We start from the raw sequence: 17,977 nt of genomic DNA, 5'->3' as shown, positions 1-17,977 counted from the left end.
GCCAATCGGACGGCGGGGAGATGCCGAGCCGCTTAGAAGTTGATGCGGATGCCGGCCTTGCCGTACTGTGTGTTCTGATTGCCGAAGTGGCCTTCATAGCCCATGTAGGCCTGGACCGACTTCGTGATCTCATAGCCGGTGTTCAGCTGGATGACCGCCTGGGTGTTGCCGTTCTGGGCAAAGTTCACGCCATAGGCGGCCGTGGGCACGGTGGCCACATTGACCAGCATCTGGCTCTTGGTGTTCTGGAAGTATTGCTGCACGGAGGCGGCAAGTTCCACGTTGAGGGCGTGGCCTGCGAGATCGGTGCTCCACAAGGCGGAAAGACCGATTTCTCCCACGAAGCGGTTGTTGTGATAGCCGCCGATGTTGAGGGCGTCGATCGCTCCGCTTTCGTTGAAGCCCTTCATCTGCGAGTTCGAGTAGGTCAGGGACATGCGCGGAGCGATGGAGACACCGCCGACGCGCCAGCCTTTATACTGCACCCCGAAGAAGCCCACATAGCTGGACACATCCGTGGAACCGCTGACGGAACCGTTCACGGTCTGGCGGCGGAGGTCCATGGTCTGCTGATTGAAGCCGAAGCTGCCGTAGAAGGTGAAGCTCTTCGCCACCGTGAAGCGGCCGAAGGCCATGCCACCCCAGCCATCCGACTGGGCGCTGCCGAGAGCGGCCTTCAGGCTGCCCTGGCTGCCGCTGCCGGCGATGCCGAACACATAGTCTTCCGAGGCCAGCAGGTTCATGCCTGCATAGTAGTCGTTGCGAGTGCCTTTGGCGCCGTCCGCGGTGTTCATGTTGGCATAGGTGTAGCCGACGAAGAGGGACATCGTCTCAGGGACCTGGCTGATGCTGTCTTCACCGATCTGGCTGGGGATGTAGGTCATGGGAGACACACGATCCTGGATGCTGCGTGCGAGCACCTGATTGCCGATGAAGGCATAGTCCGCGAGGGAGCCGTAGTAGTCCGGAGTGTAGCGGGCAAGGTCCGCAGCGGAGCTGCCTGCAGCGTCTGTGATCTGCAGGGCAAGCAGGCCGGCAGTGGTGGAGGAGTCGATCTGATTCTGGCCCACGAAGGCGGCCGCGAAGATGGAAGCCGCCGCACCGCGCTGGTTGGCATTGGAGCCAAGGTCAGCAAAGGTGCTGGTGGGGCTGTTCAGACCGGTGGCGGTCACTGCTCCGGTGTTCACATCAAACACGACAGCGGCATTGGTCACCGGAGCGCCGGCGCCAGCGATGCCGTCGGCATCAAACGTGACGGTGGTGAAGGTGCCGATGAGGTGGTTGATCGGCACCGCGCCGAGAGGGCCGGAGATGATCTGGAAGGAGTTCCCCTGGGCAGGTCCTCCCGTGGCGATGAAGCTGCCAAAGCTGGCCACGTTCAACGAGCTGCCGGCTCCGAGTGTCGCAGTGGCGCCTGCAGCGATGCGCATCTGGTCAAAGTCCGTGCCGCCGACGCCGCCGGTGCCGGCGACTTCAGCCTTGAACGCGCCGCCGATGGTCGGGCTGAGGCCCGCGCCAGTCATGTCCGTGATACCAGGCGAATGACCGGGAGCAATGGTGCCGAGGATGATCACGTTGCCGGTGCCGATGAACTTGATGTCGCCGGAAATCGTCGAACCGACTGGAACGATGAAATCATTGGCGCCGATGTTGATGATGCCGGGAGCGCTGCCGCTGGGAGTTGTGAGCGTGGTGAAGTTGATCGTTCCGCCACCGCTGAGATCCAGCGTGCTGCCGTTTGCAATGGTGATGGTGGTGCTGTTCAGCGTGGTGCCGCCGGTGATGGTGAGACCGTTGTCGATCTGAGTGCTCTGCGTGGTGGTGGTGCCACCGCCGCCCAGGACCAGGCTGCCGCCGGTGCCACCGGTTCCGGTGGTGAGATTGGAGCCAGGAGCGTCCAGGCTGCCGAGGAAGGTGCTGCCGTCTGAAACACTGAGCATGTTGCCATTGGTGTGCACGGTGCCCGTTCCTGTGAGCGTCTGGAAGGTTTGAGCGCCGCCCGTGAGGTTCAAAACGCCGTTCACCGCGATGGCCGCAGAGTGAGAGATGATGTCCGCGCCGGCGAGGTTCAGCGTGCTTCCGGGATTCACCGTGATGACGCTTGCGCCCACCGTGCTGTTCAGTGTGACCGCACCGGAGGTGATGATGGTGCCGGTGCCGAGTTTGGCATCGAGAACGCTGCCGTCATTCAGGTTGTAGGTCGTTGCCGTCAGGGTGGCAGTACCGGTGACGTGGCCGGTGTTGGTCAGCGTGGTGATGGTGTCGTCTTTGGAGCCCAGGTTCAGGGTGCCCGCATTGGTCACGGTGGAGACTGAAGCAAGTCCGGCGTTGATGCTGTCCAGCGTTGCGCCGACGGACACATTGACTGCGCTGCTGGAGAGGCTGCCGTTGAGCAGCACATCGCCCGCATTGATGTTGGTGGTGCCGGTGTAAGTGCTGGCGCCGTCGAGAACCACGGTGCCGTCATGATTGGCATCATTGATGTTCAGAGAAGCTCCGCCGGTGGTGTCTGAGATCTTGCCGCTCAGATAAACCGTGGACCCCATGGGAGTGCCATCGGCATTGGCACCGGAAGCGGCGCTGGAGGTGGTCGAGAGCACCGTGCGGCTGCCGCCCTTGAGATCCATGTTGTTCTGGAAGATGACGTTGTTCGTGGCCTGATCAGCGCCAAAGACCAGCGCGCTGCCGGTCGGCACAAAGCTGCCGGCACCCCACTGGAGGGTCTTGTTGTTGCTGAGGTTCACGGTCAGGTCTCCCACCACGGCGGCAAAACCACCGCTGCCGGTCCATTGGACGCGGTTGCTCAGCGTGCCGACATAGCGGCTGAAGTTTCCGGCGGTACCGTCGGACATGAGCACGGCGTTGGAGGTGGGAGTGCCGGCAAAGTTGACGTTGCTGTCCCAGTAGATGCCAACGGTGTCGTCGGCACGAAGAGTGCCGCCTTCGATGATGGTCTGGCCGGAATAAACGTTGGCTCCGTTGAATTCCACGAGACCGCTCTGGATATGGACGTCCGCTCCGGAACCGGATGGGATGTAGTTGAATCCGCCGGAAGGAATGATGGATGCCGCACTGTCGTCCGCGATGGAGGTGTTGTACGCATTGCCATTGAAGGTGATGGTATGCCCAGCACCTGGATCAAGCAGGAGCGTGGCTCCGGTCATCAGGAAGATGTCGGTGCCGACGCCAATACCGCTCGCACCGGCTGCTGAGTTGGTGGCAGGGTTGGCCGTCTGGCCCTGACCGCCACGGACACCATTGCCGTCAAACAGGGCGTCTCCGGTGATGTGCAGCGTGCCGCCGGAGCGCACGAAGATGGAACCACCGTAGCCATTGCCGCCAGCGCCGCCGCCTGCCAGTGTGGAGTAGCCCACGCCAGTCGCACCTGCGCCGCCGCCAAAACCAGCGTTGCCGCCGGCGCCACCGCTGCCATCCAGTCCATTCGGACGGCTGCCAGTCAGAGCATCCCATCCCGTAAAGCCTGTCACGGGATCTGTGACCGTGGTGACGGAAGGATGAAACGTGCCGTTGACCATGCGGTCTGTGTAATAGGAGGGCGTCGTGTTAAAGTTCGGGGCAAAGGGATCCACCTTCTGCACCGGATTGCCATTGTCATCCTGACCGGGGAAACGTTCCACCTGGTCATAATAGGAAGGAGTGGTGTTAACCTGGCCGGCCACCGCAGTCACCGGGGCGAGCGCGGTTACGAGGCTCCAGCTGGCGCCTGCGCCACCGACACCACCCGTGCCACCTGCACCGCCACCCGCGCCAAAGCCGCCCATGCCACCGGAACCGCCGCTGCCTGCGTCACCGCCTGCAGCACCGCCGATGCCCGCAAGGAGGGACGGAGACGCCGGCTGTCCGCCTGCGCCACCATTGCCGCCGTTGCCGCCGGCTGCACCGCCATAGCCAAAGCCGCTGTTGCCGCCCTGACCACCGGAACCGGCGCTGCCGCCGACACCGACCTGACCTGTGGCGAGCGCTGTATCAAAGACAACGACGTCCGTCAGTGCTACCGCCAGATTGATCACCTTGACCACCATTTCTGCGGCATCACCTGCAGCCACGTTCTCCGTCAGCGGATTTGAGGCGTCTGCCGCCGTCTTTTCTCCTCCTGCTGTGAGTTCCAGAATCGATGTGGCCACCGCCGCCAGCAGCAAGGGATTGCTGCTGCCACCTGAGGTACCGCTGCTGCCGTTGCCGCCCACGCCGCCGAATCCGGAGGCACTGCTCGCGCCATTGCCGCCTTTGGTTCCGCTGGCTCCATTGATGTCTGCCAGCATGTCATAGGGAGGCGTGTAGCCGGCGCTGCCCGAGGAGGCATGGCTTCCCGCGTTGAAGAGGTTGTTCAGCGAACCACCCGTCAGGCCGACACCGCCATTGCCGCCCTGCACGTTGTTTGAGAGGAAATTGACGTTGTTGAGCGTCACCACAGAGCCGCTGTTGATGAAGAGAGCGCCGCCCAAGGCCGCCCCCCCGCCGCTGCCGTCACCGCCGTGCACCGAAAAATTCTGCAACGTCAGATTGCTAAGGTTCAAATTGCCTGACTGCAGGAAGAGCCCGTTGCTGCTGCCGCCATTGATGATGGTTCCCGAAGGACCGCCATCAAGGGAGTACGTGGTGCCTGCACCGCCATTCATGACGTTGCCGACGGTGGCGTCCACCGCATACGCGGGTTTTAGTACGAGTGCCAGCGACATGATCGCCGCGAGGGCCGCGCGGGGGGCCCTTCGGAACAGTGTGTTGTGAGTTTGATGTGTTTTCATGGGTATGCACGGAGTCGTGCACGCGCCATCCACAGCTTCGCGGTTCTCGTGTTACCTCCCGCGTGAAAAATATTTTCACTGGCCGGCCGTTTTTTGCGACCTCATCGATGCCTCCGCGGCCGCCAGGCGCTTCTTCGCCCTCGCCAGGGACAGCTCAGTGAAGTCCGGCCGCGTCTTTCCATGCTCTTCAAGTCCTTGAATGGCCTGCCGGAACAGGTCGGCAGCTTCCGCAGGCCGGTTCTGGAGGAGCAGCGCATCCGCCAGGCGGGACATGTCCGCATAGCGCTGGATGTCTTCGGGCTTGTGCTCTTCCATCAGCGCGACCAGCTCCCGCAGCAGCTCTTCCGAACGGCTGTACAACCGGCGAAGGAACTGAGCATGGGCCAGCTCCCGCAGCACGCCGTCCGCAGCAGCGGGCAACGTGCCCTGCGGCGAGCGAATGCGCTGCAGCCACTGCGTCCCCGCCGTGGCCGCGTCAAAATAGTAGTTCTGTTCGATCTGGATGAACATGCAACACTCCATCCGGTAGAGTGAAAAAGGGTGGCTGGGGCCGAGGCTTAGATCGCACACTTTGACAGCCTCGTGCACCAAGGCCAGCCGCTCCTTCTTGTCTCCTTTTTTGCCCAGCAGCGCAGAGAGATCGCTCAGGCAGTCCTTCGCGAAGGAGTTGTCCGGGCCGACCGAACGCCAGAAGGTGTCCAGCGCCCGCCGCCCCTCGGTCACAGCCTCGTCGAGCATGCCGGCTTTTTTGTAGCAGGAGGACAGGCGGTACATCGTGCGCGCCGTCATCACGTGCCTGTCTCCCAGGTCCTTCAGCGCTTTGTTCACGTAGTCACGGCCCATGGCCAGCGCGTATTCCTGACGCCCCGCCAGAAAGACCGCGGTCAGATGCTCCAGCCGGCACAGAGCCTGATGCTGGAGGTTGTAGCTGGAATTGCCGTCCACCTCGCGGCAAACCTCCGACATGAGCTTCTCCGCCTCCTGGCCTTCGCCGCGAATGTTGAGATTCTTCCCCAACGTGAACATGGTAAAGAGCGAGAACGATTGCCTGGGGCCCAGATGCTCCAGCTGCCAAGCCAGCACCCGCCGCAGCTCGGCCATGCATTCATCGGACGAATTTTCCATGACCGCGCGCTGACCGGCCACGCAGAATCTCATGTCCCAGACCCTGGAGTCGTCAGAAGGCAGGCTGGCCTCCAGCAACGCCAGCGCCTGCCGGTAGTTTTCCAGGCATTGCTCGTGGTCAAACATGGTGGCCGTTTCAGCCAGCATCTGCGCCTTGCGTACGGGATCTCCCTTGAAGGCCAGGATGCGCTTGAGCATGTGCTCCCTCATCTGGTCCGGGTCGATGTTGCTGCCCGTGCGTCGTTCATCCAGGTCTTTGACGGTGTTCAGGATGATCTCGGAGACGGTCTGTGCCTCCCGCTTCTGCTGCAAGGCCAGCTGCTCCGCCGCCCGCGCCTTCACAGCCAGGCACACTGAAACCACTGTACCTGCGATCAGGGAGAGCGATGTGCCGAGCACGGCGAGCGTTGCGGCCTTGTTTCGCAGCGCCAGTTTCCACAGCCGCTCACCTGCGCCCACGGCCCGTGACTGGATCGGCTCTCCATTCAGGAACCGGCCAAGTTCATCGGCCAGAAAACCCGCGCCTGGCAGACGACGCGCGGGCTGCTTTTCCAAACAGCGCTGGATCAGCGTGGCCAGGTCCTGCTGCACGCGGACGATCTGCTTCGCAGGAACGCCGGCGGCGTGCACTTCCACCGTTCCCTCCGCCACCGCGGAGCGCAGCTTTCCCGAGGAGCTGATCTCCGGCTCCTCCTGCGTGATGCGGCGCATGACCTCCACCGCGCTGCCACCGGTGAAGGGCAGCTTGTCCGTCAGCATCTGAAACAGCATGACTCCAAGCGCCCAGACATCGCTCGCTGTTGTCACTTCCTTTGCTTTTCCAGCCGCCTGCTCCGGACTCATGTAGTGGGGCGTGCCCACGTGAGCGTTGCTCCGCGTCAGCTGAAACTCCGCATCCAGCAGCTTCGCCAGACCGAAGTCAGACAGCATCGGCTTCCCGCTGACATCCAGCAGGATGTTTGCCGGCTTGAGATCCCGGTGCAGAACCCCGTGGTCATGCGCAAACTGCACCGCCCGTGCGATGCGGATCATGATGGTCGCGGCCTCGCGTTCGGGCATCATTCCCCTTCTCTTCAAACGCTCCGCGAGGGATCCACCCTCCGCCAGCCGCATGGTGAAATAAGGCATGCCATCCTCTTCCCCGCTCTCGTAGATGGGAACGATGTCCGGGTGGTCCAGCTGAGCGATGGCCTGCGTCTCCGCTTTGAACCGCGAAGCCTCCTCGCGCGTGGCGAAGTGGGCATTCCGCACCACCTTCAGCGCCACCACGCGCTTCAGCTTCACGTCCTCCGCTTCGTAAACGATCCCCATGCCTCCGCTGGCGATCTCCCGCACGAGCCGGTAGCCTGCAAACTCACACGGCAGCGTGAGCAACCGAGCAGGCTCGGAAGACTTCGCCCGCTCAGGCCCTGTCACTTCATCCGCCTCCAGCCCCTCCTGGAGGAGGCACACGAGGCACACGCCGTCGCGCTCAATCCGGCCCGAACATACGGGGCAGATGCCAGCATCCCCGGCGGCGTTGGGAGGCATGTCGGAATGTGGCATCACTTTTCCGCGGTCCTCGCCGTTGGTTCTGTCATTCCCGTCTGCGCCAGCATCTGCTTTGCATCGTTCAGCACCTCCGCCACACGCTGCGGGTCTTCATCCCGCGGTTCAGCGCAGGCCTGGATGATCCTGCGTACAATCACGCCGGCCGCGCTCCGCCTGCTTTTCTCCGCCAGCTTCCCAGCCAGCGGCAGCAGCCGGGCGATTGATTTGAACTCGCCTTTCGACTGCTTCAGCGTTTCCGGAAGATCCTGCAGCCGGATGTCTGCATCGGCAATCCGTCCCATCTGCAAAAGTGTCAACGAATGCTGCACCAGCAGCCCTGCCGCCTCTGGAGGCAGCCTTTCCTCAGGCAGGCGCACGCGCTCCAGCCAGATGCCGCCCAGCTCGCATGCTTCTTCCAAGCGGTTCATTTCACGCAGGGTGTTCACCAGTCCCTCCGCCCGCGACAGGGTGTAGTCGTCGCCCGGACCGAGCTGCAGATCGCACACCTTCAGCTCTTTGCGCAGCAGTTCCAGATTGCCCGCCAGATCTCCCTCCTTCACCAGGGTCTGGCTTAGCGCCTTCATGCTGGCCCGCGCCTTCACATAATCAGGCCCCACAGTGTGCCAGTAGATGTCCAGCGCACGGCGTCCGCTCTGGATGGCCTCCTGCACCAGCCCCGCCTCCCTGCAGTGCTTCGCCAGCCGGCCATACACCCGGCCGGTGATGGAGTGAGCCTCGCCAAACTTGTCCATCGCATAGTCGCAAGTCTCCCGCCCCAGGTTCAGCGCCTCCGCCGTTCTGCCCAGGTCCGCCATCACGGTCATCAGTTCAATGCGCCCCACGATCAGGTCAAAGTGATCGGTTTTCTTCGTGTAGCTGGCGATGCACGAGAGCAGCAATGCCTCCGCCTCCTGCAGGGCCTCCCTGCTCTTCACCTCCTGCACCAGCTCCTCCGCCAGCGCATACTTGGTTTTGTTAATCTGCGCGTCCCCCTGCGGCAGATGCGACTCCTGCCACGCAATGATGCGCCGGAGCTGATCGCGCGACTCCTTGCCTGCCTCACTGGCAGCCTTGGTCATGTGCATTTGTTTGAGCGCCACGCGGTAGCGCATGCTCCAGAGCAGCGGGTCATCGGCATCCATCCGCGGCTCCATCTCCGCCAGGACCTCCCGGTAGATCCGCAGGTCCGCGGGCTTGTTGAGGACCGTGGAAAGCTCCTCCAGCATCGCAGCCTTCCGCTTCGGATCCCCGTGAAAGGCGCTGACGCGCTGCAGCAGCTCCAACCGCATCTGCTCCGGACTCACTCCGTGGCCCACCAGATGTTCGTCCATGCTGTGCACCGCCTCCAGAATGATGGATGCGATCTCGTCAGACTCCTTCTTCTGCTTCAGCGCGACACGCTCTGCTTCGCGCGCCTTCACCGCCTGATGCACGGAGACGCCCGTGCCCACGATGAGAGACACCGAGGTGCCAAGAACAGCCAGCGTCGCGGCCTTGTTCCGAAGCGCCAGTTTCCACAACCGCTCAGCGGCTCCCACAGCCCTGGATTGAATGGGCTTCCCGCTCAAAAACCGGTCCAGTTCATCCGCCAGAAAACCCGCGCCCGGCAGGCGCCGCGCCGGCTGCTTTTCCAGGCAGCGGAGGATGAGGGTGGCGAGGTCCGCCTGCACCCGCAGCAGCGAACCCGCCGGAACGTTTTCAGCGTTCGCACCCCCCGATTTCGAATCTTTCCGCACGATGAGCTTGCCCGTGGAGCTGATCTCCGGCTCCTCCTGCGTGATGCGGCGCATGACCTCCACGGCGCTCCCGCCCTGAAATGGGAGCTTGTCTGTCAGCATCTGGTATAAAATGACACCGAGGGCCCACACATCGCTCGCCGTAGTCACCTCCTTCGCCTTTCCAGCCGCCTGCTCCGGACTCATGTAGTGGGGCGTGCCCACGTGAGCATTGCTCCGCGTCAGCTGAAACTCCGCGTCCAGCAGCTTGGCCAGCCCAAAATCTGACAGCATCGGCCTGCCGCTGACATCCAGCAGGATGTTTGCGGGCTTGAGGTCCCGGTGCAGCACGCCGTGATCATGCGCATACTGAACCGCTCGTGCGATGCGGCTCACGTTCGAGGCCGCCTCACGGTCTGACATGATGCCCCGCTTTTTCAGACGGTCAGCGAGCGAACCGCCCTCCGCCAGCCGCATGGTGAAGTAGGGCATGCCGTCCTCTTCACCGCTTTCGTAGAGCGGCACGATGTCCGGGTGGTCCAGCTGCGCGATGGCCTGCGTCTCCGCCTTGAACCGCGAAGCCTCCTCACGCGTGGCGAAGTGGGCATTCCGCACCACCTTCAGCGCCACTACGCGCTTCAGCTTCAAATCCTCCGCCTCGTACACAATCCCCATCCCACCCACAGCGATCTCGCGCACCAGCCGGTAGCCCGCAAACTCACACGGCAGCGTCAGGGTGCCTGCCTGCGCCGTGCCTGCGCCCGCCTCCGGATGCACCGCGCCACCGGCTTCCAGCCCCTCCTGCAGCAGGCAGGCCAGACACACGCCGTCCGCCTCCAGTCCGCCTGAGCAGACAGGGCAGCGGACAGGTTCGTTGGCTGGTGCATTCATGAAGAGATGAATTCGCAGTTTCAGCACGCATCATGCCGCCATCGAAAGCAGGCTCACCAGATAGCGCAGTTCCTCGTCCACCTCTTCATCCGTCGTCACGATGCTCCTCACCTCGGTGCGAAGCAGGACGCCAAATCTTCGGCGCAAATCGGTCGCCGCCTTGCGCACCGCGCCATGAGACATGCCATGGCGGCTCGCCATTTCCTCCCAGTCGGGCCCGGCCCCATCGCTTGCAAAAGTGCGCCGGCGCAGTTCCAGCAAAAACTCGCTCCGCTCCCGCTGTTCCAGCTCCTTCTCCAGACGCCGCATGGCATGATCCACCAGCGCGCGCGCCCATCCGCGGTCAAAAGCTTTGTCCGGCGACTGCCCCTCCACCAGGGCGGGCTCCTCAAGCCGAGAATCCAGTTCCTCCAAAGGCAGCGGAGCCACGCCGCCGCCGCGCTTGGCCGCTTTGGCACGGTGATGCTCGTTGTGCAGCCAGTTGGTGAAGCAGCGGAGGAGGAAGCTGCGAAAGCGCACATCTCCGCGCTGCACGTCCTTTAGCATATCGCTGGAAATGAGATGCTCGAAGAACCCCTGCACCTCGTCCGAGGCTCCATCATGCGTGGCACCCCGCTGCCGCGCGAACACATACAACGGCCGCCAGTACGCGCGCGCCAGTCTTTCCAGCCCGACCAGCGCCTCTTCCTCGTGATTCGCCGCACGGATCATCGACCACATGGTCACGGGAAACAGCCCGCTGTTGCCAGCGGGAAGACTGCCGGAATGGGAAAGCTGTGGGGCGGACTCTGGCAAATTCATTCAGCCTTGGGTAAAACTTGGAACAATAAGCACACCGAAAATTTAAACAACGACAGTTCATTAAGAAAGCATGCTGATGTAAGAAGAACGCAAGCCGATGCTCCCTCTAACAACCCTCGACAAGCTTTGCCTCTGGCACCCTTTCACGCCCATGCGGCAGTGGTGTGCCGACGAACATACACCGCTCATGCTGGTGGAAGGCCGCGGCTGTACGCTGCGGGATCAGCACGGCGCTGAGTACCTTGACGGCAACGCCTCCATCTGGACCAACATCCACGGCCACACGCATCCCGCCATCAATGCCGCCATCATCGCGCAGCTCGGCAAGGTGGCCCATACTTCCTTCCTCGGCTTCACGCACGAGCCCGCGATCCGGCTGGCCAAAGAACTGGTGGATCTTCTGCCTGAAAGCAAAATTTCCCGCGCCTTTTTCACGGACAACGGCAGCACCGCCATCGAGTCCGCGGTGCGCATGGCGCTGCAGTATTGGAAGCAAAACGGCCGTCCAGAGCGCGACACGCTCATTGCCTTTGATCGCGCGTACCACGGCGATACGCTGGGTGCGGCCAGCCTGGGCGGCATCCCCCTCTTCAAGGGCAGCGGGAACGACTTCGGCTACCGCGTCCTCACTGTTCCCAGCCTGGAGGCGCTTCACGCGCTGCCGGAGGAGGAGCAGTCCCGCACCGCCGCCGTGATCATCGAACCGCTCATCCAAGGGGCGGCCGGCATGCGCCTGTGGCCCCAGGGGATGCTCAAAGATCTGGATTCATGGTGCGCGGAAAATGACGTCTTCCTGATCCTGGATGAAGTCATGACCGGCTTTGGCCGCACGGGGAAGATGTTTGCCTGCCAGCACGAAGGCGTCGTCCCGGATTTTCTGTGCCTGGCCAAGGGACTCAGCGGCGGCTACCTGCCTTTGGCAGTCACGCTGACCACGGAGGAGGTTTTCGAGGGCTTTCTCGGCGAGCCACACGAAGGCCGCACCTTTTTTTATGGGCACAGCTTTGCGGGCAGCCAGCTCGGCTGTGCCGCCGCGCTGGCGAGCCTCCAGGTGTTCCATGATGAGCAGGTGCTGGAGCAGCTGCCGTCCAAAATCGCCCGGCTGGAGGAGCGGATGGGGGATCTTCCCGGCTTCCGGCAGTGTGGGATGATCGCGGCGATCACTTTGGATTCGGCGGATCTCAGCCTGGGGGCGCAGGTATGTCTGGCGGCGCGGAAGCACGGCCTGCTCACACGCCCGATTGGGAACACGATTGTCCTGATGCCGCCGCTGTGCGTGACGCTGGAGGAGATTGACCGGATGGTGGTGGCGCTGAGGGGGGCGGTGGAGGATGTGACGGGATCGCCCAGTGCCGTTGTGTAGAAAGGCCTTCATCATTCCCAGGGCAGTTAGACCTGCACTCGGGCGGAGGGAACTCCTCCTGGTCCTCCGGTTTGGGGACGATGGGCAGAGCGAGAGCGGGTGGGATCAGGATGATCCCACTCCTGCCGGAGCCGCTGCGCGGAGAGCTTTCGCTGGCAAAGGTGCGGAAGGGATCGTGGCATTGCACGACACCCGGAGTACTGTCACCCCACCGGCGTGCCGAACACCTTGAACAGGAGATACCCCAACAGGCCGGTGACCGGGATGGTGAGCACCCATGCCCAGATGATGCGGGAGACGACGCCCCACTTGATCGCATTGAGCCGCTTGGCCGCTCCCACGCCCATAATGCTGGTGGTGATGGCGTGCGTGGTGGAAACCGGCATGCCGTAAACCGCCGCCAAAGACAGCACTGAGGCGGCAGCCGTCTCCGCCGCAAAGCCGTGGACTGGCTGCAGTTTCACCAGCTTGTGGCCAAGGGTTTTGATGATGCGCCAGCCGCCAGCCGCGGTACCAGCTGCCATGACGAGGGCGCAGGTGGCCTTGATCCAGACGGGAATTTGATCATTTTTGGCGCCCAGCGATTCGACGCGGAGGAAGCCCAGCCAGTCAGGGATTTGCGCGAGATCGCCAGCCTTCGTCGCCGTCATCAAGGCGAGAGCGATGATTCCCATGGTTTTCTGCGCATCGTTCATGCCGTGGCTGAAACCCATGCCGCCGGCACTGAGGATCTGCAGCTTGCCAAACCAGGCGCCCACCGTGTGCGGCTTCAGCCAGCCACAGAGGTGGTTCAACGTGGAGATGAGCAGATACAAAAGGGACATGATGAGGAACCCCAGCAGCAGCCCTGCCAGGGGGGAACTGACCATCGGCACCACGACCTTGTACAAAATCCCGCTGCCCTCATACCAGTGCTTGCCGGCTTCCGGCGCCTTGGACCAGATCAGCGCCGACCATTTGCCGCCCGCGGTGGCGAGCGTGGCTCCGGCCAGCCCTCCCACGAGCGCATGGCTGGAGCTCGATGGCAGGCCAAACCACCAGGTGATGAGGTTCCAGATGATGCCTCCCAGCAGCGCGCAGATGAGGGTCTGCGAGGTGACAAAGGCGGAATCCACCAGCCCGGAGGAAACGGTCTTCGCCACGGCAGTGCCAAACAGCGCACCCACGAGGTTGGTGACCGCCGCCAAAATGATCGCCATGCGTGGCGTGAGCACCTTCGTGGACACCACGGTGGCGATGGAGTTGGCAGTGTCGTGAAAGCCGTTGATGTACTCAAAGATCAACGCCACCACCACCACGGTAAGAACGAGTGTCATGCGCGGCGGGCGGTCAGGAGTTCTTCAGAACGATGTGGGCCACGACGTTTCCGGCGTCGCGGCAGCGGTCCACCACCTTTTCCATCAGGTCGTAGAGGTCTTTCAGAATGATCACCAACACCGCGTCCTTTTCCTTGGTGTAGAGGGCCCTCAGACATTCAACCATGAGCTTGTCCGCCTCTCCTTCGACCTGCTGAATCTGTTCGTTCAGATCTTTGACGCGCTCCAGGTGGAGCTTTTGGCGCAGCTCGATGACCATGGTGAGGACGACCTCAGCGGCGGCGTCCATGAGCTTGACCTGGCGTGAGAAATCCGCCCCTGTGAGGCGGCCTTCGCAGATGAGGAGACGTTCGGCGATTTTCTCGACCGTTTTGGGGATCTTGTAGAGAGCGTTGGAGAGGGCCTCGATGTCCTCACGCTCAAGCTCGGTCACGAAGGTCTTGCACAGCGCCTCGTCGATCTGCTGGGTGATCTTCTTGTCCTCACGCCTTGCCGCAACGAAGGCGTCCAGGTTCTGCGGGGCGGTGGAATCGGAAAGCAGCTTGTGGAGGGACTGAACGCTCTGGCGTGCGTGGGTGGCGCTGGACTCCAGAAGGTCATAAAACACATCCGATTTGCCGAAAATTTTTTGAAAAGAAATCATTGGGAGAAACCCGCCTGCGGGCGGGGTCGCCAGTTAGAGCGAGCACGTGGGGGGCTGTCAAGACAACCAGAACTGCCCATTGTGACGAAAACGTCACAATTATTGCGCTTCAGCTCAAAACAAAAACCCATCAGCGGCAGGCCGCTGATGGGTTTTTTGCAGATTGGCAGTTTTGGGGTGGGAAAAACTAGCTGCTGGAGACAGCGTCGGCACCACGCTCGCCGGTGCGAATGCGGATGGCGTCGAGAACGGCGCTCACGAAGACCTTGCCGTCACCGATTTTGCCCGTGTTTGCAGCTTTGACGATGGCATCAACCACAGCGTCAGCACGGCTGTCGTCAACGACGACCTCAATCTTCACCTTCGGAAGGAAATCGACGGTGTATTCACTGCCGCGATAGATCTCGGTGTGGCCCTTTTGGCGGCCAAATCCTTTGACCTCAACGACAGTCATGCCCTCGACTCCGACTTCGGAGAGGGCTTCTTTGACATCCTCCAGCTTGAACGGTTTGATGATCGCTTCGACTTTTTTCATGGTTAACGGCAATTAGTAGTGTGGTTCACGAATTGCAACGATCAGAACCGCGGGAAGATGTTTTTCCTGGCCCAATCTTTTGCAAATGATGTCTTAGCGAGAAGCGTGCCAACTTTCTTTTGAGTTTCTTCCCCGCCCTGGAACGGGACCGAAAGCGGGGCCTTCCGAGTGCGACCGTGCGGAGGTCCCGGAGGCTGGCGGGATTAAAAACCGCCCTGCCTACCGGAGAGGCGTATTGCATTCCAGCGGGGCTTCGGCTACCTCGCGCCATGCTCCGCTCTGTTGCGCTTCTGGCCTTTGCCCTTCTCGGCTCCCCGCTCCTCACTCCGGCCGAGGATGCGCCCGTGGAACTGAAGCTGCACTGGGAGCCCGGCCAGACCTACGTGCAGGAGTCTGACACCGTGACCACCAATTTTCTCACCGCGCTCGGCAAGACGACGGACCAGAAGATGCAGGTCCGCCAGACCACTTCGATCACGGTCTCCAAGCCTTCCCCGGATCAAACGGAGGCGAAAGTGGTGATCACCTCCCTCCTCGGCGAGATGAGTTTCGAAGGGAAAAGCTATTTCTTTGATTCCAAAAACCCCGGCACCTCCAGTCCGCAGCTGCAGCAGCTGTTTGGCGGCTCCGCCGGCCGCGGCTTCACCCTGGTCTATGATGAGAAGGGCATTTTCGTGGATGCCAAGGACATCGGCTCCATGGTCACCGGCGGTGTGGAACCCGACCTCACGTCCATCGCCACGGCCCGCCAGCTGGCCACGCTCTACCGCCGCTCCCTGGAGATGGGCCTGCCCAAAATCCCCGTCCTTCCCAAGGACAAGTGGATCTCTGACGAGATCGTCCCCTTCCCCCAGACCGGCACCGTTCAGGTGAAGCTCAACTCCAGATTCGACGGGATCGTCAATCGCGAAGGCCACCGTGAAGCGCAGATCTCCTTCGATGGCATTATGAAATCCCAGCCCGACAAGGACAGCATCGGGCGGGATCTCACCACCGAACGCCCTGTCACGTTTGGCGAGAACTCCAAGGTCAACGGCCAGGTCTTCTTTGACCTTGATCGCAAAACCATCTCGCTGGCCATTTTTGCCGCCAACATTCAGCTCAAAGTCGAGGGCAAGCCCATGCCCATGCAACAGCAGGTGACCACCCGGCTGGTCTCGATGAAGCCGACGGCCCCGTGAAGGATGGAGGGGGGAGTTTGCGGTCGTTGGCGATGGTTTGCGGTCGTTTGAAGTGGTTGCCAATTCGTTGAGCGGCTTTGCCGCTGGTCTGAGAACGACTGCCAACCATCGCAAACCACTGCAAACAACCACCAACTTTAGACAGTGGCCAACTCGCCGGTGCGGCTGGCATCGTACCCCGGCAGTTCGTCAATCAGCCGACGGTGGGCGCGGCTTCGGAGCAGGCGGATCAGGGCCTGCAGCCGGGGGTCGCGCTCCATGGCTGCGGGAAAGCACAGGTCCAGTGACTCCTTGCGCACTGGCAGAAAGCGCAGCCCGGCATCCTCGGCGCAAAGGCGCACGCACACGCCGGCCTCCGCCCAGCCACCGCGCACGGCCTCCACCACGGCCTGATGGCTTAGCATGAGGCGCCTGGCGGCCTGTGGTTTTCCGAGAAGGTCATCCAGGCATTCCCGTGCCGCGGAGCCTGGCTCCCGCATGGCCCACTGCCGGACGTGCCGGGCGCAGGCCGTGACGCTCTGAGTGGTGTCCCCCGGCGGGAGCGCTATGCCCTCCTGCCAGTCCGCACTCCGCAGCAGGCGGTAGCCGCCGCCCAGTTTCTCACGTACCGTTTCAGAATTTCTCTGGGGCTTTTCCTCCGTGGAGCGGTGCAGCGCCGCCACATGCACCACCCCCTGCTTGAGCAGGTCCAGCGCGGCGCCGCCTCCCCGTGTGAAAGCCAGCAGGCGGAAGCCCGATGCCGCCGCATACTCCGCCGCGAGCAGGCCCGCCGCCGGATCGCAGCCTGCCAGCACCAGCGTCCGCGCCACATCCCAGTCACTGCGTTCATGCAGCACCTCGTCCCGCCAGATGCCGTCGTGCGCCCAGGTGCTGCCTGACAAGGTCTCCACCGGGTAAAGCCACTTCCGGCCTCCGACCTCCGCCTCCCAGTAGCGTCCCGAGTCCATCCGCGGCTTCCACGCCCAAAGCGCTCCACCCGCCAGCGTCTTCCCTCCCGGGTCAAAAAGCTCCTCCACACTGCACTCCAGCGCCTGTGCCACCGCCAGCGCTGCCGTGACTGAAGGCGTGAGGCGCCCGGCCTCGATCGCGCTTACCGAACTGCGCGGGACGCCGGCCCTTGCAGAAAGATCGTCCTGCGACCAGCCAAGCGCCTTGCGCCGTACCGCGACGGGATGATGCTGGGAACTGGCGCGTGACATGATGCTGTCAGGGTGTGGCTGAATCGGGGCGGAGTCAATGCGGCAGCGGAACCGCGTCGGTTCGCGCCCGGAAGCATCAACACTCTGTTTTGCAGCGGCATGAAAACTCGTTCAAGGAGTCAGCCGCCCCTGCATGAACGTCCATATTCTCCAGCATGTCCCTTTTGAAGGCACCGGCAGCATGGAGCCCTGGCTGCGGCGTCGGTCGGCGAACATCACCAGCACGCGTTTCTTTGAGCCGTGGGCTCTGCCTGATGTCAGCGGCCTGGATCTCATCATCGCGATGGGTGGTCCCATGAGCGTTAACGACGAGGCTGAACTGCCCTGGCTGGTGGAGGAAAAACGTTTTCTCCGCAACGCCAAAAAGCACGGCGTCCCGGTGCTCGGCATCTGCCTCGGTGCCCAGCTTATTGCCAGCGCTCTCGGTGCGCGCGTTTACCAGGGAAAACAGCGCGAGATCGGGTGGTTTGACATCGAAGCGGTGCCGCATGCCGGCGGTGCGTTTGCCTTTCCCGAGACCACCACCGTCTTTCACTGGCACGGCGAGACTTTCGACCTGCCCGCAGGAGCCGTTCATCTGGCGCGAAGCGCGGCCTGCGTGCACCAGGCATTTCAAGTCGGGTCAAAAGTCATCGGATTGCAGTTTCATTTGGAAACGACCCCGGAAAGCGCCGACGCCATCATCACGCAGTGCGGGCATGAGCTGGTGGAGGACACGTTTGTGCAATCAGAAGCCGCGCTCCGCGCCGTGCCCCCGGCGGCGTATGAACGCATCAACTCCCTGATGGGAGATGTGCTGGACCACCTGATCCGGGCCTGAGGCAGACAACTCGCAGCCTGAACGAACAGGGCGCCCATCTATTTTTGTTTTTGACATGATCCTGTCATTTGGCGACATAGAAAAACCAATGC

At 62.4% G+C, this 17,977-nt stretch carries 11 protein-coding genes; 3 read left to right on the top strand and 8 right to left on the bottom strand.

What is annotated here, in order from left to right; genetic code table 11:
* Window positions 1-32: 32 nt before the first annotated feature.
* The 4 genes from ACILSR_RS13910 to ACILSR_RS13895 all read right to left on the bottom strand — a co-directional run bounded on the left by ACILSR_RS13910 (window position 33) and on the right by ACILSR_RS13895 (window position 10,828).
* Window positions 33-4,766: a hypothetical protein gene (locus ACILSR_RS13910; protein ID WP_395750384.1), complete on the bottom strand. Its 4,734-nt coding sequence runs from the start codon at window positions 4,764-4,766 to the stop codon at window positions 33-35.
* A 75-nt stretch (window positions 4,767-4,841) separates the two neighbouring features.
* Complete coding sequence (locus tag ACILSR_RS13905; RefSeq protein ID WP_395750383.1) at window positions 4,842-7,421, bottom strand: protein kinase domain-containing protein; 2,580 nt, start codon at window positions 7,419-7,421, stop codon at window positions 4,842-4,844.
* Between the two features lie 14 nt (window positions 7,422-7,435).
* On the bottom strand, window positions 7,436-10,027 hold the full coding sequence (locus ACILSR_RS13900) for a protein kinase domain-containing protein (protein ID WP_395750382.1): 2,592 nt from the start codon (window positions 10,025-10,027) through the stop codon (window positions 7,436-7,438).
* A 30-nt stretch (window positions 10,028-10,057) separates the two neighbouring features.
* Window positions 10,058-10,828 (bottom strand): RNA polymerase sigma factor, encoded by a 771-nt coding sequence (locus tag ACILSR_RS13895; protein WP_395750381.1) that lies wholly within the window; start codon window positions 10,826-10,828, stop codon window positions 10,058-10,060.
* A gap of 97 nt (window positions 10,829-10,925) precedes the next feature.
* Here ACILSR_RS13895 and bioA point away from each other — a divergent pair, with 97 nt between their 5' ends.
* Window positions 10,926-12,191 carry an adenosylmethionine--8-amino-7-oxononanoate transaminase gene (bioA, locus tag ACILSR_RS13890; protein WP_395750380.1) on the top strand — a complete coding sequence of 422 codons (1,266 nt, stop codon included), beginning with the start codon at window positions 10,926-10,928 and terminating at the stop codon, window positions 12,189-12,191.
* 203 nt (window positions 12,192-12,394) lie between these two features.
* On the opposite strand, the gene ACILSR_RS13885 is transcribed toward bioA, so the two are convergent.
* The 3 genes from ACILSR_RS13885 to ACILSR_RS13875 all read right to left on the bottom strand — a co-directional run bounded on the left by ACILSR_RS13885 (window position 12,395) and on the right by ACILSR_RS13875 (window position 14,685).
* The gene (locus ACILSR_RS13885; protein ID WP_395750379.1) at window positions 12,395-13,507 is read right to left on the bottom strand and encodes an anion permease; all 1,113 of its coding nucleotides are present in this window, start codon (window positions 13,505-13,507) and stop codon (window positions 12,395-12,397) included.
* 13 nt (window positions 13,508-13,520) lie between these two features.
* A complete protein-coding gene (locus ACILSR_RS13880) occupies window positions 13,521-14,150 on the bottom strand; it encodes a DUF47 domain-containing protein (RefSeq protein ID WP_395750378.1) in 630 nt (209 codons plus the stop codon).
* A gap of 187 nt (window positions 14,151-14,337) precedes the next feature.
* Window positions 14,338-14,685, bottom strand: coding sequence for a P-II family nitrogen regulator (locus tag ACILSR_RS13875; RefSeq protein WP_184344828.1), 348 nt, complete (start codon window positions 14,683-14,685; stop codon window positions 14,338-14,340).
* A gap of 269 nt (window positions 14,686-14,954) precedes the next feature.
* Between ACILSR_RS13875 and ACILSR_RS13870 the strand changes: the two genes are divergently transcribed.
* Window positions 14,955-15,866, top strand: a complete 912-nt coding sequence (locus tag ACILSR_RS13870) for a hypothetical protein (RefSeq protein ID WP_395750377.1) — start codon at window positions 14,955-14,957, stop codon at window positions 15,864-15,866.
* A 137-nt stretch (window positions 15,867-16,003) separates the two neighbouring features.
* Here ACILSR_RS13870 and ACILSR_RS13865 read toward each other — a convergent pair whose 3' ends face one another.
* Window positions 16,004-17,065, bottom strand: a complete 1,062-nt coding sequence (locus tag ACILSR_RS13865) for a substrate-binding domain-containing protein (RefSeq protein ID WP_395750376.1) — start codon at window positions 17,063-17,065, stop codon at window positions 16,004-16,006.
* Between the two features lie 133 nt (window positions 17,066-17,198).
* On the opposite strand from ACILSR_RS13865, the gene ACILSR_RS13860 reads away from it, so the two are divergent.
* Window positions 17,199-17,885, top strand: a complete 687-nt coding sequence (locus ACILSR_RS13860; protein ID WP_395750375.1) for a type 1 glutamine amidotransferase — start codon at window positions 17,199-17,201, stop codon at window positions 17,883-17,885.
* The last annotated feature ends 92 nt before the right edge of the window (window positions 17,886-17,977 follow it).

Source organism: Prosthecobacter sp. (genome assembly GCF_044222565.1).
In the GTDB taxonomy this organism is placed as follows: domain Bacteria; phylum Verrucomicrobiota; class Verrucomicrobiia; order Verrucomicrobiales; family Verrucomicrobiaceae; genus Prosthecobacter.
This window is presented reverse-complemented; position numbering and strand designations above follow the sequence as displayed.

Bases quoted from the DNA above. Each gene is read 5' to 3' on its own strand.
- ACILSR_RS13910 (WP_395750384.1), bottom strand. From the start codon at position 4,766: ATGAAAACACATCAAACTCACAACACACTGTTCCGAAGGGCCCCCCGC.
- ACILSR_RS13905 (WP_395750383.1), bottom strand. From the start codon at position 7,421: ATGCCTCCCAACGCCGCCGGGGATGCTGGCATCTGCCCCGTATGTTCG.
- ACILSR_RS13900 (WP_395750382.1), bottom strand. From the start codon at position 10,027: ATGAATGCACCAGCCAACGAACCTGTCCGCTGCCCTGTCTGCTCAGGC.
- ACILSR_RS13895 (WP_395750381.1), bottom strand. From the start codon at position 10,828: ATGAATTTGCCAGAGTCCGCCCCACAGCTTTCCCATTCCGGCAGTCTT.
- bioA (WP_395750380.1), top strand. From the start codon at position 10,926: ATGCTCCCTCTAACAACCCTCGACAAGCTTTGCCTCTGGCACCCTTTC.
- ACILSR_RS13885 (WP_395750379.1), bottom strand. From the start codon at position 13,507: ATGACACTCGTTCTTACCGTGGTGGTGGTGGCGTTGATCTTTGAGTAC.
- ACILSR_RS13880 (WP_395750378.1), bottom strand. From the start codon at position 14,150: ATGATTTCTTTTCAAAAAATTTTCGGCAAATCGGATGTGTTTTATGAC.
- ACILSR_RS13875 (WP_184344828.1), bottom strand. From the start codon at position 14,685: ATGAAAAAAGTCGAAGCGATCATCAAACCGTTCAAGCTGGAGGATGTC.
- ACILSR_RS13870 (WP_395750377.1), top strand. From the start codon at position 14,955: ATGCTCCGCTCTGTTGCGCTTCTGGCCTTTGCCCTTCTCGGCTCCCCG.
- ACILSR_RS13865 (WP_395750376.1), bottom strand. From the start codon at position 17,065: ATGTCACGCGCCAGTTCCCAGCATCATCCCGTCGCGGTACGGCGCAAG.
- ACILSR_RS13860 (WP_395750375.1), top strand. From the start codon at position 17,199: ATGAACGTCCATATTCTCCAGCATGTCCCTTTTGAAGGCACCGGCAGC.